Below are 13,856 nucleotides of genomic sequence, written 5' to 3' on the forward strand. Positions count from 1 at the left end.
GCGATGTTTTTGTACCTGTCAATTGCCTAATCTTTGCTAAATGCTTATTAATAACTTCGTCAATTTCTTTTGTGTCTATTTGAATATTGATTTTTTCTTCAATTTTTTTGCAAAAGTAGGATTACTAACTACTTGAATAATTATTGTTTCCACTTCTTTTTCAATTAATTCAGCTCTGATTTGTTTATTAAAAGTGCATTTATGTCCATTCATCATTTGTCGATGTTTACAACCGTAATAGTAATAATTTTTGTAATGCTCTCCTTCTTTGTTTTTATTACGTTTACGGCTTTTATTTCCATATAAACCAGCACTACAATATGGACATTTTATTAGATTTGATAAGATACAAAAAAAGAAATGGAAGCTGTAAGAGGGGTTGATTTAAAAGAAATAAACGGAAAATATTATGTAAAAGTTAGACAAGAAAAGGGTGGAAAAAACGCTTAGCTTTAATCATGAGCAAAGATAAGGAAGAAATAATAACTATTTTTAAAGAAGCCGGAGAACTTAAAATAGCACCAAAATTACTTTCTCATTATTCAAGACCGATAGATGAAATACATGACGGTTTAATTTCAGAAGGCGGACAAAGATATATCATGAGAAATGATAGAGCCAAAGAGATATTAGATAGAGAAGCTATGTTAATAACCGGCAAATACTTAGGACATAATCGTATTGATGTAATCGCTCAATCTTATCTGTACTAAAATAAATAGATATATATGTAAAATTCAAGTTTATAAATAGTAGTTTAAAGTGAACTTACTATAACATGAGTATGTATGTTACTAAGGCATCAGTAAAGTACCCCTGTAATAGGGGATTTTTTTACCACCTATGTTTTATCAAAGATATGTCATCTAATAAAATTAGAGATGAACTTCTAAACCTTCTTTATCCAAAGAATAATGAAAAAGAATTACTGATTATAAAACATTAATTAAGGTAAGGAAAGAAAACAACACACTTGTAGGTAGTAGAGATAAAATAATGATTCAAGCTGCATGGAAAATTATTAATGAAAACATATCTAAGGATATTTTATATGAAATTGGAAGTTTAATAGGCGGATGGTTCGAAAAAGATATATATATAGAATCAAAGTGAAGAAGTGCTATGAGAAATGTAACTTATAAATTCAAGAAATTATCAAATAAAAAAATAATTGAGTGGTTAGATATTTCAGAATAAGAAAGTCAGTTTATGTCATGCCTCAAACCTTATACTAAAAAAGAAGTTATAACTCAGCAAAAAAGAGAAGAAAAAGAAAAACTAATTTTAGCAGTTAAAAAATATTATCATTCTAGTGGAACTATATCTGAAACTTCTATGAAATTTAAGTTGTGTTAGAAAATACATTAAAGCTGAGTAAGTAAGGATTTATATAAGCAGTAAATATTTCTATATATATTTACTGCTTATACTTTTATAAATTTACAAAAAATTCTTGATTGTCCCTTTTTTTAATTAACTTATCTGTATTTTCAGTCAATATTTTCCAAGTATGATTGGCTATATTATCTTGTAAATTCTCGGTTCCAATTTCCATACCTTGACTTTTTATCTGTAAACTATTAGCAAAAATATACTTATCTGATTTATTGATTGACATTTTTTTCAAATACTCCTCTTGCTTTTTTGATAACTCCAACTCTACTATATCAGCTAAAAGCAATTCATAAGGTTTAAATGATGTTCTAATAATTTCGGTCATATGTCGACCTATATATCTATATTTTATCTCTTCAAAAATAATTTTATCTAATATGTCGGTTTTAATTAATTCTTCTTTAAATTCCCTCGATAAATCTGTTATATTCTCCCTTGACTTAGTATCATTAAATCTCTTTATAAAATCTCTTAAATATTTATTTTTTATATTTAACCTATAATCATTTCTTGTTGTTTCATTTACAAGTATACAATCATCATCTTCTGCCGCGAATTCATCATCTAAATATTTTCTCTCTTCATCCTCAAACTTATAAGCACCACCAACCGGTTGGAATTTTCCTGTTCTGGCATTAGGTACTAACAAGTATTTTCCATCTACCTTAATTCTAAACAGGTAAGCAAAAGATATTCTTATCTTAGTATCCTTTTTAAGTAGTCCACTTCTTTGCAATTGCCTCTGGGAAACCTTCCACTCCTCATTGTCTTGCAAATTTTGTATTGAAGGCCATAATTTAGTAAAAAGTATACCAATTATACCGAAGAATGCTTTAGGAATCATTTCCTTAAGCCCTGGGTAATTCATAAAAAGTCCAGGTGTTATTGCTATTAAATTTTCCTGATTGTAGAAATCCATTTTTGCACCAAAATAAACCATGATAACAAATAATAAGATTGTTGCTACAGATTTTATTCGATTCCATTTAGCAGATTTAAAAAATTTACTGAAACTTTTACTATTCATTACTGATCTCCTATTGGTATATCAACGCGATCTATTGCAACACATACACCATTTTTAATCAAATAGCACTCTATATAATGTGGTCCATAAAAATTAGATGTTTCTTTTATCTTTTTACCCCTATCCACTATTTGTCCACGAATCATGTCTCTTTCCTCTGCCACATTACCAACATTTTTTACTTTCCATAAAATTTTATAATGTAATGGGCAATTAGTTGTTTTAATTGAACATCTTATACCAAAATTATGAGGCAATAAAGGAAAGTATTCATTTAAATATCTAACGATTGGCATGGTTCTAAAACCATCTTTTTCTATCTCGCAATCAATCTGAAGGTTATATTTTAAATCAACTGGGTACTTATCTTCAATAAACTCTTCCGTGTCTGTATATATATGTTTTTCTGCTTTTAAACTTTCTGCTGATTTTTCCAAATAACTGTTATTGAAAAATTCTCCCCATGCCTCTAAAGCATCTTTTTTACTACAGTCATCAAACAAAACATCCAGTTTATTTAGTTCAGCATTTAAACGATTTTTCCAGTTTCGCATATTTGTATAATCAGATTCTCTATATACTAAATCTCTTCCATTGTCAACTGGTGCTTCTACTTCTAATTTAAAAAGTAATCTATTATAAATATTTTTCATTGTATAATAAAAAATCTCATCTATTCTATCGTATTCATCGGCTAATTCTTCTTCACAGAGCACAGTTTGAATAAAACCACCAGGCATATTTTTCCATGATTCTCTTGATCTCGTAAACATCTTTGAAAGTCTTACAACTTTTCGTAATTTACCATCACTACTCTTATTTTTTTCGTTAAACCACTCTTCAATTGCTCTTATATCCCTTACTGACCAATCTGCACCAGCATGTTCATAAGTAAACTTTTCATCGTCTTCATTTTCCTTGTATCTTTTGAATACTGCAAAATCAACATGATATCCTGTAGAATATTTTATTCTAACACATCCGGTTTTAACTTCAGGTTCTTCTGAAAATTGTGATGTTTCTTTTTTTAATGCATTTGCCACCATATTTCTTGTTGACTCTGGACCTTTGTCTTTTAAATCATCTTCATCAAATACAATAGCTACATCAATATCATAGTTATTTTCATCATTTTGAACCACTGTATGCATAGACATGCTACCTTGTATTAAATCTTCTTCAATATTATACGAGGTATTATTTTCTTGATTATATTTTTCTAAACCGGCTTTTAATCTTTTAATATTTTTTCTTCTACTCTCCCATAGTTTATCTTTATCTTTTTTTGGAAGAACAACTTTTTCATTATAGAACTTATTTATTTCTACTGAACAGTCAAACATACAAACCCTTCTCCAAATCTCTCACAATAATGCGAATTAGCTCTTTCTATTTACTTATTCCCCTAATTATCTCTTCAAAAACCGAATCAGATAACCACTTTTCGAACTGTTTATTAGAAGTAAGTTGCGAGAACAACTCCAGATTATCATTCATAATAGCTCTCATGACATCTGCTAACACACTCTCATATTCAATCTTTATATTTCCCACACTTTATTTTTATACTTAACAACATCGGCAATCATTAGCTTTTTTCCTCTGACTTACCAATATGATTATGGACTACAACCTTGTGTTCCAGCATAAGTTTCTTCGGTGGAATAATCCGAATAGCTCCTATGGCCATATTGCAGGGATCTCTAGTATCATCTATTATCGTGCTTTCTTAAATTTACCCCGATTTTTATTAGCAATTGATGGATTATATACCTGTTTTAGAAAATTAGACATTGTTAATCTTTTCCCTTTCGGACATTCAATAACAGAATCACCATTTTCACCTTGATAGCGCATACAAAATTTAGTACCGTCTTCAGCATAAATTGGATAATCAGTCTTTGTCATAAATAACCCTCCTCTCTTAAAAAGTCTAAAGTTAAATAAAATAACTTTTTATTTGAACATATTTATATTACTCTTTGAACTGCTTCAGCCATTGCAAAAAACTTTCTGTTGTGATAATTCCATTTTTCATTTTTTTCCTCCATACCTTAACTTCAGACATAAGATATGAAAGTTTTTCTTTAGCATCACGATTCTCCGGATGTCTTATTGTTATCATCTTATATTTCATGTAAACTTTTCTGTATTCTTTAGTTGCGATATCATTTTTTTCCTTATTTGCTCGTGTTACCTGTGCCCCTATATCTTTGCATAACCTCTTTGAATCTTGCGGAGATGGATACCCACAATAAATTGCATCTATTCTGCCTTCAGGAACAAAGTACTCTCCACAGTTAGCGCATTTCGTAAACTTTACATTGTTGTCCATACAATGTGCTGCTTCAAATAATAATAATGACATTGATGATTTGATTGTATATAGCGAATGAAACTTTCCTTCATAATTTGCTATACGAAAATCAATGTGCTGAAAATTTATATTTTCACTAAACATAGACCAAAATGCATTTACTTGATCCTCTTCATATTCATCTTCACTAGCGAGCATCAAAAAGCTGTGTTTAAATGCAACATATGACTGTGCATACCAGTAATATGCAGAAAGCAATGCCTGCTTATTCGTGGATTTTCCCAATTTACTATAGCCACTACCTTCAAATATAAACTTTCCTATAGAATCTTCTTCCTTTATTTCTATAAAAAATTCATCAAGATTTGACATTTCTTCCTTACACATATCCGCAACTAAATCCATGAATTCAAAAGTAATAATAACTGCTGCAGCTATTCCAATTTTTTCTTTTAACTTATCAACAAACCAAGGGAAAAACTCTGCTAATGTCTTCTCCGATGGCTTTTCCTCTAAGCGAGAATACTCCAATATGACTTCTTTTAAGTCTGTAGGATGTAATCTAGTATACTCAGCAATCATCCCTCCAATCGGATATTCCTTTATACCACGATACACAACAACATTTTTTTCTCCATCAAAATCTACTATTAATCCATCCATCTCCATAACATTAACCTCCTGTTATCAATTGATATCTTAATTTTCATCTCGCAACTCATTAACAATGATTATTTTAATTTCTTATTGATAACATTATATAATATTATCCGTAACAGTGCAACAATTAAAATATAGTTTTATCAATTGATAACAAATTTATTGCATATAAGCCACTCCGAATCATAAAAGGATAGATCTCCCTTTACTTTATAAAGGAAATCCGCCCTCATACACAGAGTGTTTTTCTACAATAGTTTTTCTAAAACCTCTTTGAGCTTTCTTAAAATTCTATCCTTTCGCCATTGTATAGTCTGATAAATTACACCCTTATCTTTTGCAACACTTAATAAAGTTTCATCATAGAAATACAAACGCTCAATAAGCTCCTTTTCTTCAGCATTAAATTTTGATATGGCACTTCTGAGTGCTTCAATCATCATCTGCGCTTCTACAACTTTTTCTATATCAATGCTCTCATCGACAATGTTATTTACAAAGTGTCCATCATGATCTAATGATGAAAAAAAGAGCAAGTGGTTTTTCTTATCCACCTGCTCTAAATACTTTTCATGTTCTCTTTCTCGCCAGTAGACTTTGTATATCTGCTCGCTGACTTTTACCTTTTGTCCGTTGACATAAAGGTAATATTCTTTTGCCATAAAGCTTCCTCCATTCTTTTTTGTCTGCTTGTTTTCAGGCAAAAAAGAATGGAGGACCTCTTACGCTGGGCATAAGAGGTCCTCTGAAATGAAAGACGCTTGTTCTTTCTTTAAGTGTATTTGTTATGCTTTTATATCAATAGTATCAATAAAATTACCTTCAACAAAAACTCCTTTTATATCTTGAATGTTAGTGATATTATCAATAGGGCTCGAATTTAACAATATCAAATTTGCTTTCATATTTTCCTTAATAAAGCCTACAGCGTCATTTATAACAACAGAATTTTTCCAGTAGCTGTTTTTAATATATCTATTTCTGATACACCGGCTTTATTCCATAATTGCATTTCTTTGTGTAAACTAAAACCAGGAGTTATTGTAGGATTTGGAGCATCTGTACCAATTAACATATTTATATTACTACCTACTAATCTAACCAACAATTCCTCAAGACTATATATAATTTCATCTATTTTATATTTTTTCATTGTAAAATAATCTTTCGCCTTCTATCCACCCTAAAAATGAATCTTCTGTAAATTTTGTATATGGAATCTCATCATTTTTATATTGTTCTTCTGTAAATAAATCAATGTCCTTAGGGCCAAGACAGTTTCGACCAGAATTAGTCAACTCTCTATAAGTTCCATAAATTAGCTGATCTTTCTTTTCAAGATATGCCAGTGACCCAAACAATCTTTCTGCCATTTCCGATATTGTAGAAATAAAAGCCTGATTCAATGAAAATCCTTTGCCACCAACATTTAAACTTTTATCAAAGTCTGTATTCAAGCTTGATGTTCCAAATAATTTATTCAAAATGTAATCTACATCATAATTCTCCGTAAAACTTGCATACATTTGTAATATTCCGCCAGGACCAAAACATGAGTAATTGCGTTTGAATATTCCATAAGGAGAATAAAATCTGACTAAATCCATAGTTGCTTCAGCATCGTTAGTATTTTTATAACACCTAAATAATCCATTCTCCCTATTCAGCATTAATATATACAACATTATTCAACCTCCCATTTGAAATACTTGATTCCTATTCCAAAACATAAAATAATCGATGAAAATGATGCTTTTTACTGCGATTTTGATTTACTTCAGTGCTCTGAAGATGAAGGTAAATCTCTAATTAGATTCGCTATAAATAAATTAAAAAGTGCATATGAAAATGGTGATGATAATAGTTCAAATACAATAGTTCCATTTCAAGTAGCATCTGCAGTATCTATTCACAAAGCTCAAGGATTAGAATATAACTCTGTGAAAATTGTCATTACCGATGAAGTTGAAGAATTAGTTACACACAATATCTTCTATACTGCTATCACAAGAGCTAAAGAAATGCTAAAAATCTATTGGACACCAGAATTGGACACCAGAAGTTGAAGAAAAAGTACTTAATCGAATTAAACCTCGAAATATAAGTAAAGATGTTGAACTCTTGAAAATATATTTAACAGATACACCTAGTAAGAAATAAGGAGAGCAGAAAATGCGAATCAGCTATAACAAATTATGGAAAATGTTAATAGACAAAGAAATGAATAAAAACGATTTTAAGGAAACGGCTGGAATCAGTGCTACTTCCATTGCAAAACTCGGCAAAGGGACAAATATTACAACTGATACTCTGCTTAAAATATGTGTAGCTATGGACTGCAACTTAGAGGACATAATGGAAACCGTAAAAGAGTAAGAATTATGATTACAAACTTACTTAGTTGTGAGCCTGAAAAACAAGAATTTCATTTATATAAATAGGAGGTATTATTATGTCTACAGACAAAAAACAATGGCATCCACGATTTTTGCAGTACATGGATAAAATCGTAAATCATCCAAACTACAGAGGGTTAGCAATTAGTACAAAGCCCAGTGGTTCTTATGCATGGATAGCAACTGCAAAATCAGAAATAGGTCAACAAAGAATAAACTGGTGTATTAATAAAGCAACAGAAATTGGTTTTACCGTTAACAACGAAGTATATCCAGGAATGTATGCGGATGTAATGTTGGCAATTCATCCAACAAAATGGAAAGTATGTCAGATTTGTGGCAGAGAAATGTCCTTATATTACCACTATCCTAATACCAATTTTTTAAAATCACTAAACAAAAAATTTGGGTGCGATTTCTCCGATTGTGACCATATTGGTGACATTTGGGACGAACTAATAAACAACGGTATCAAAAAAGTTGATATAGCTTCCTTTTTGATAGATAAGGGAGATTTAGATTTGAATGCTCGCACTACTACTAAAGAAGAAATAATCGATGCTTTAGAATATGCCTGCCGCAAGGGAGATAAAAAATGTTTAGGTCCTGGTGCAATGTCAAATTTCCCTGACCGTTATGATGGTTTTCATACTTATAATCGTTGTTGTAGAGCCACTCAAGACAAGGGACGTTCCAAAGAAAACCTCAAATCTTACACCAAAGATAGAAGAGCCTATGAATATTGGAGTGATGGAAATATCCATGCAGCCAATCAATTCATGGGAAGTAGTTTCTTTGACGGTACCTCTGCTGACCATATAGGACCTATTTCATTGGGATTTGTTCATGACCCTCGTTATCTACAACCAATGCCAGGCGGAGATAATTCTTCAAAGCGTAACCGCCTTCAAATTGTAGATATCGAAAGCATTATAGAAACAGAAGCAAGAACAAGTGTATACCCTATGTCATGGCAGTCCAAACTCATATGGGAATTTATAAAGAATAACTACACAGCTAATCCTAATAAGGTTCCTACGGTTTATCGTGATGCCTTAAAACAAAACATGGCAAATTTTATGATTATTCTTCTAACTATTCTTAAAAACTGCCCTAAATACGGAGAAAAATTCCTTGTTTCTGCCTTTTTAGAGCCTAATTATGATTACTTCAAGTATTCGTACACATTTAATGCCAAAGGTGAAGTCATAGGGAAAACAGACAGACATTACACTGACAGAAACCAGCATGAAACAGATAGATACAAGAGAATTGCAATTGAAGCGGTTTACGATTACAGTGAAAAGGATAATCGTCATAACAAACATGACCTTACTTCATCCGAACTTGCCTCTCTTAAATCCACCTGTGTTAGTATTGAATCCGGCGCTTCTTTTGTGAGTTGCAAACAACTTGTTATTAATCTTATGGAAAGGATTCAAAAAAGAATAATTCGTTCGTTATGAACATAAAGAGGATGACTATCTCACTGATAATCATCCTCTTTTTTACAATATATCTAATAGGCTCAGTTGTTCGTAATATTCTTCTGTTATTTTACGTTCCATCAGTTCTGTATCTAGTGTTTTCAAAGCCACATATTCTTCATATGTTATGTAACCTTTGAAAAACTCAACTATATCAGAACTATCCTCATCAACATATTTTGCGGTATCATCGCATGGCACTGTTTCCAAATCTGCAATGGTTTCCCTTGCAGTAACCTGGTCAGATTCTTTCGCCGTTATCGGTGTCGGGAATAATTCCTCTGGTGCTACCGTCATATCATTTCTAGTGCAAATAATAATAACCCTTTTCCTTTTTTGAGGAACAGCGTAATCACTTGCCATCAAGGTTCTGCCCTCTGTATTGTATCCCAGTTCGCTGAAGAGCTCGTGTACTTCACGATACGTTTTTCCCCCTTGGTAACTCAATAATCCTTCTACATTTTCAAACACAATAACTTTTGGGTTTACTCTCTTAACTATATCAACAAACTCCCTAAACAATTGATTTCTTGGGTCATCATCTGCTCTAAAGCCAGCCAACGAAAAGCCTTGACAAGGTGGACCACCACATATGATATCAGCACCACCTTCCAATGCTACCCTTTCGATAACCTCTTTGGTTTCAGTTTTTGTTATATCCCCACATAAAACGTTGATTTCAGGATTATTAATCTTCAAGGTAACACAAGCACTTTCTTCAATGTCATTGCTTAACAAAGAACGAATACCTGCCGCCTTAAATCCCGCTGTCATACCTCCCGCACCACAAAACAAATCTATAGACTTGGTGCAGCATGTTTTTTGTTTTATTTCTCGTGCTATCTGATAGGCTAACAAGGTCGGTACAGCATTGCCCACCTGTTTTAAAAGTTGTGATTTATTACCGAAAAAGTAATAATCATCTTTAAAACTTTGAAATCTTGCGGCCTCTCTTACACTTAAAACTCTTTCATGAACAGGGTGTACATAGGTTCCATTGCCTGGTCTATTGAAATAAGTAGTAATTGTATAACTTGGCTTATCATAATCTATTCGACCATACAATGTAGTTCTACCACCTGTTTGAGTTATACGCTTCAGTCTTTTTGATTTTTCCACAGTTTCCATCGGAATATCTTTCCAGCTTCCACCCTGTGGAACAGACTTTATCATCTCAAGGTCTAAATCACTCAACTTAAAAGTTGTATGATTCAGCAATTTCCCATGCATAAGTGCAGTATATTTTGCAGTTATTCCCTTTGCAACATTTAATTCAAACTTGTTAAGACCTTCAAAAAAAGTATCTAGCTTTAATTTATCATCAAGAATGTCACGTGCTTCATCATCTGTTATTTCTGGAATAATATGTTTTATTGCATCTGTATATTCACTAATAAATTTATTTTTGTCCATTTGTTCTTCTTTTTCGGATGATGAAATTCCATATGCACTATAAGCCAATTGCTCTATTTCCTCAAGAATAGCATCATTCTGTTCATCTAAGAAGACTTTTGCAAGCATCGATATTTCTTTTAACTCTGGTGCTTCTACAGGAATAGGAAAACAGTCAATTTCATAATTGTTCACATGATTATTGCTGCTGGTTAATTTAAATAGCCAGTTAATTATTTTAGTATTAAATAATCCTAATAAAGTGTATATCTCTATTCCATATGGATTTTTTTCAACAGAGATAAAGTTACATGAATTCCCCAATACATAATTTGGTGGTGCTAAAGCAAATGTCACTCGCCTTTCTTTGTTCATATTTGCTATCTGCTGGCATATAATTCTTTCTTGCCCGATATAACATTTCTTTTTTGTTGTATTGACAAATTTTTCGGTCACAAATTCATTTTCTGATGTTGTAATTAAATTATAGTAACCTATATTTCTTCCCCTGACTAATGGATAACTGGTATTGTTACTAACAATATTATGCTTGTTTGCAGTTAAATCAAGTTCTCCTCTCAAATTAACTACAAATGGAAGTTCTTTAACAACCGGAAATCGTCTTAGCTTCTTCAAAATTCGATATTCTTTTGAGGAAACTGCAACAATTGCATTTCTAGTATTTTCATTTAATATATCTTTTACTGCAACTTCTGCGATATCTTCTGGATTCTTGCAATAATCTTTTGTAACAGCAACTTTATTGGTTTTGTTACCTTTCTGCAAAAGAATTGCACTCAGGGCTTGTTGTGCATCTATAAAGCCACTTCCTTCTCCAATTACTTTCACAGATATCAGTTTACTGTCTTTTAGCATATGTGTTCTCAACCTCATACACGTCTTATCAGACATTATTGATGCTGGAATAAGCAAGCTAACAAAAGCCGTTTCATTTGCATAACAATCTATGATTTCTTCTACAAATAATTTATATAAATTCAAAACCCCATTCGTTGAGTATTTAAAACGTTTTGACACTATTTTAGAAATTACAGAATATTTATCTTTATCTCTATCATATTCTTCATCATTTCTATAATGTCCACGTTCAGCCTTCAAATTTTTGTAAGGTGGATTCGTTGCAACAATATCAAAACCATTTCCAACAATATCGGCAGAAAAAATTTCATTTATACCGATGTAGTTTAACTCAGTTGATGTTACATCAATCAACAAACCAGACCCCATATGTTGTTCGAAATACTCATCAGATAGACTTATATTCCAGAATAATAATGCCATTTTCCTTAAAGACTCTTTATATCCCTTAAGAGCTTCCGAATTCACATCTGCAACATAAATATTGTCTAACATAATTTGAGCATCATCTCGATCTATCCCTGTAGTTCTCACAACATTGATATAAGAAAAAACGAAATTTCCTGCTCCAACACATGGTTCTAAAAATCGATACTCACATAATTTCTTTCCCGGATTTTTAGTTCTAAGATGTTCAATCAGTTCACTCATCATCACATCCGTCAGTTTCAAATCCGTATAATAACTTCCTGTTCTTTTTCGAGTCAATGCATCCATTTCAGTTTCAATAGATTTGCTTTTCTCATTTAAGAAAGACCATAATTCTGTATATTGCGTATCGCTCATTCCAATCTCCTTTATTCCTTGCAAATTTGCTCACTTGTTATATGCGAGAAATCGTGAATAATTTTTTCACAATAGGGTATTAAGTTCTGTTTCAAATATTCAAGCAATGATGTATCATCAATAAAATAATACATTTGAGGCACAACAAATCCCGGCAAATCAATTCTTAATTTTTCCAATGTAATCTTGTTAGTGTCCTGAAAACCGCTTATCTCCATTGCATATTTATGGTGCTGCAGATAATTGTCAATTCTACCTATTGCAGTTTTGTTATTAAGATGCATTATCCCCTCTATTGCCTTAACTGGTGTGCTCACATACAATAAACTTTGATTGGTTCATCCAGAAACACCTTTCTATGCTCGTAGATTTTCCCCCTTTATAACCTTCTTATATACATCTGCTTTAAAGCTTAAAAGTATTGTTCTCATACATTAACCTCTCCACAATCAATCTATGGCACTTTTGCCACTTTTTACCCAATCGTCTAATTCTGATTTTTTGAACTTCCACAGTTTTCCTATTTTATGTGCAGGAATCCCTGTGCCTTTTCTAATCCAGTTTCGTATAGTATCTTTATTTACACTCAAGTAATCAGCAGCTTCCTCAAGGTTTATCCATTTATCATTATTTTCTATAGTCATACAAAAATCTCCTCATATACTCTTCGTGTCTACACTCTCATGCATTATAGCATACTTCTACGTTGTTTTTAATGTTTTAATATGAATTGATGTGAACTGGTATGAATATAAATTCATTTTTTAACAATCCACTCTCCACAACCTATACACTTTCAATCCTGTCAACTCAACCTTCCCATAAGCCTACCGTGGATATGTTTGGTTCTTTGATAAATCAAAACATCCGAGAGTCAAAGCTCTAACCTCAACTCTCGGAAATCTCTATATTTCAAGCCTTTTTCGGTATTTACTTCTGTACTTTAGTCAACAACGCTACGCTCTCTACGTGTATGGTTTGGGGGAACATGTCTATCGGTTGTATTTTTATTAATTTGTAGCCTTTTTTGGACAGTCTTTCTATGTCTCTTGCTTGTGTTGCCACGTTGCAGGATACGTATACTATTCGTTCAGGATTTATTTTCCCGATTGCTTCTATTACTTTTTCGTCACAGCCGGCACGTACGGGGTCCAATACCACGACTTCCGCTTTTATACCTTTTTTTGCCAGTTCGGGCAGGTATTTCGCTACGTCTGCCGCGTGAAATTCTACGTTTTTTATTTTGTTTCTTTTCGCATTTTCTTTTGCGTTTTCTATTGCGTCTTTTATTATTTCTATTCCTATTACGTGTTTTGCTTTTTGTGCCAAGTACAATGAAATGGTTCCCGTTCCGCAGTATGCGTCTATTACCGTTTCATTTCCGGAAAGGTTTGCAAAGTCGAGTGCTTTTTCGTAGAGTTTTTCGGCTTGTTCTTTATTTACTTGAAAGAATGAGTACGGAGGAATATATAAATACTAAAAACTATTAAGGTCTTAAAGCAGTAATAGGTATTACA

At 32.1% G+C, this 13,856-nt stretch carries 16 protein-coding genes; 4 read left to right on the forward strand and 12 right to left on the reverse strand.

The features are described from left to right. Positions 1-75: 75 nt before the first annotated feature. Positions 76-384, reverse strand: coding sequence for a recombinase zinc ribbon domain-containing protein (locus P6922_RS06020; RefSeq protein ID WP_423777937.1), 309 nt, complete (start codon positions 382-384; stop codon positions 76-78). A 74-nt stretch (positions 385-458) separates the two neighbouring features. Here P6922_RS06020 and P6922_RS04395 point away from each other — a divergent pair, with 74 nt between their 5' ends. Continuing rightward, positions 459-713, forward strand: coding sequence for a hypothetical protein (locus P6922_RS04395; RefSeq protein WP_276874660.1), 255 nt, complete (start codon positions 459-461; stop codon positions 711-713). A 719-nt stretch (positions 714-1,432) separates the two neighbouring features. On the opposite strand, the gene P6922_RS04400 is transcribed toward P6922_RS04395, so the two are convergent. From P6922_RS04400 to P6922_RS04430, 7 genes are all read right to left on the reverse strand, one after another. Continuing rightward, positions 1,433-2,422, reverse strand: a complete 990-nt coding sequence (locus tag P6922_RS04400; protein WP_276874663.1) for an SMODS-associated NUDIX domain-containing protein — start codon at positions 2,420-2,422, stop codon at positions 1,433-1,435. After that, entirely contained in the window at positions 2,422-3,765 is a 1,344-nt protein-coding gene (locus P6922_RS04405) for a nucleotide-binding domain-containing protein (protein ID WP_276874665.1), read from the reverse strand. The genes P6922_RS04400 and P6922_RS04405 overlap by 1 nt, the downstream gene beginning before the upstream one ends. A 373-nt stretch (positions 3,766-4,138) precedes the next feature. Further along, positions 4,139-4,330, reverse strand: coding sequence for a hypothetical protein (locus P6922_RS04410; RefSeq protein WP_276874666.1), 192 nt, complete (start codon positions 4,328-4,330; stop codon positions 4,139-4,141). 67 nt (positions 4,331-4,397) lie between these two features. Then, positions 4,398-5,408 carry a DUF6076 domain-containing protein gene (locus tag P6922_RS04415; protein WP_276874669.1) on the reverse strand — a complete coding sequence of 337 codons (1,011 nt, stop codon included), beginning with the start codon at positions 5,406-5,408 and terminating at the stop codon, positions 4,398-4,400. Positions 5,409-5,647: 239 nt separating this feature from the next. Beyond that, positions 5,648-6,061 (reverse strand): sigma-70 RNA polymerase sigma factor region 4 domain-containing protein, encoded by a 414-nt coding sequence (locus tag P6922_RS04420; protein ID WP_276874672.1) that lies wholly within the window; start codon positions 6,059-6,061, stop codon positions 5,648-5,650. A gap of 272 nt (positions 6,062-6,333) precedes the next feature. Further along, the gene (locus P6922_RS04425) at positions 6,334-6,552 is read right to left on the reverse strand and encodes a hypothetical protein (RefSeq protein WP_276874675.1); all 219 of its coding nucleotides are present in this window, start codon (positions 6,550-6,552) and stop codon (positions 6,334-6,336) included. After that, the gene (locus P6922_RS04430; protein WP_276874678.1) at positions 6,539-7,084 is read right to left on the reverse strand and encodes a YcaO-like family protein; all 546 of its coding nucleotides are present in this window, start codon (positions 7,082-7,084) and stop codon (positions 6,539-6,541) included. Before P6922_RS04430 ends, P6922_RS04425 begins: the two co-directional genes overlap by 14 nt. A 24-nt stretch (positions 7,085-7,108) precedes the next feature. Here P6922_RS04430 and P6922_RS04435 point away from each other — a divergent pair, with 24 nt between their 5' ends. The 3 genes from P6922_RS04435 to P6922_RS04445 all read left to right on the forward strand — a co-directional run bounded on the left by P6922_RS04435 (position 7,109) and on the right by P6922_RS04445 (position 9,261). Beyond that, on the forward strand, positions 7,109-7,465 hold the full coding sequence (locus P6922_RS04435) for a helicase C-terminal domain-containing protein (protein ID WP_276874680.1): 357 nt from the start codon (positions 7,109-7,111) through the stop codon (positions 7,463-7,465). 106 nt (positions 7,466-7,571) lie between these two features. Further along, on the forward strand, positions 7,572-7,775 hold the full coding sequence (locus tag P6922_RS04440) for a helix-turn-helix domain-containing protein (protein WP_276874683.1): 204 nt from the start codon (positions 7,572-7,574) through the stop codon (positions 7,773-7,775). A gap of 76 nt (positions 7,776-7,851) precedes the next feature. Continuing rightward, entirely contained in the window at positions 7,852-9,261 is a 1,410-nt protein-coding gene (locus P6922_RS04445) for an Alw26I/Eco31I/Esp3I family type II restriction endonuclease (protein ID WP_276874686.1), read from the forward strand. A gap of 42 nt (positions 9,262-9,303) precedes the next feature. Here P6922_RS04445 and P6922_RS04450 read toward each other — a convergent pair whose 3' ends face one another. The 4 genes from P6922_RS04450 to rlmD all read right to left on the reverse strand — a co-directional run bounded on the left by P6922_RS04450 (position 9,304) and on the right by rlmD (position 13,806). Next, the gene (locus P6922_RS04450) at positions 9,304-12,339 is read right to left on the reverse strand and encodes an Alw26I/Eco31I/Esp3I family type II restriction adenine-specific DNA-methyltransferase (RefSeq protein ID WP_276874689.1); all 3,036 of its coding nucleotides are present in this window, start codon (positions 12,337-12,339) and stop codon (positions 9,304-9,306) included. Between the two features lie 11 nt (positions 12,340-12,350). After that, positions 12,351-12,623 carry a hypothetical protein gene (locus tag P6922_RS04455; RefSeq protein ID WP_276874691.1) on the reverse strand — a complete coding sequence of 91 codons (273 nt, stop codon included), beginning with the start codon at positions 12,621-12,623 and terminating at the stop codon, positions 12,351-12,353. Between the two features lie 165 nt (positions 12,624-12,788). Beyond that, complete coding sequence (locus P6922_RS04460; protein ID WP_276874693.1) at positions 12,789-12,983, reverse strand: helix-turn-helix domain-containing protein; 195 nt, start codon at positions 12,981-12,983, stop codon at positions 12,789-12,791. A 286-nt stretch (positions 12,984-13,269) separates the two neighbouring features. Then, positions 13,270-13,806: a 23S rRNA (uracil(1939)-C(5))-methyltransferase RlmD gene (rlmD, locus tag P6922_RS04465; RefSeq protein ID WP_338084752.1), complete on the reverse strand. Its 537-nt coding sequence runs from the start codon at positions 13,804-13,806 to the stop codon at positions 13,270-13,272. Between the last annotated feature and the right edge of the window lie 50 nt (positions 13,807-13,856).

Origin of the sequence: Dialister micraerophilus, from assembly GCF_947090205.1 — a bacterium.
GTDB classification, from domain to species: Bacteria; Bacillota; Negativicutes; order Veillonellales; family Dialisteraceae; genus Dialister; species Dialister micraerophilus.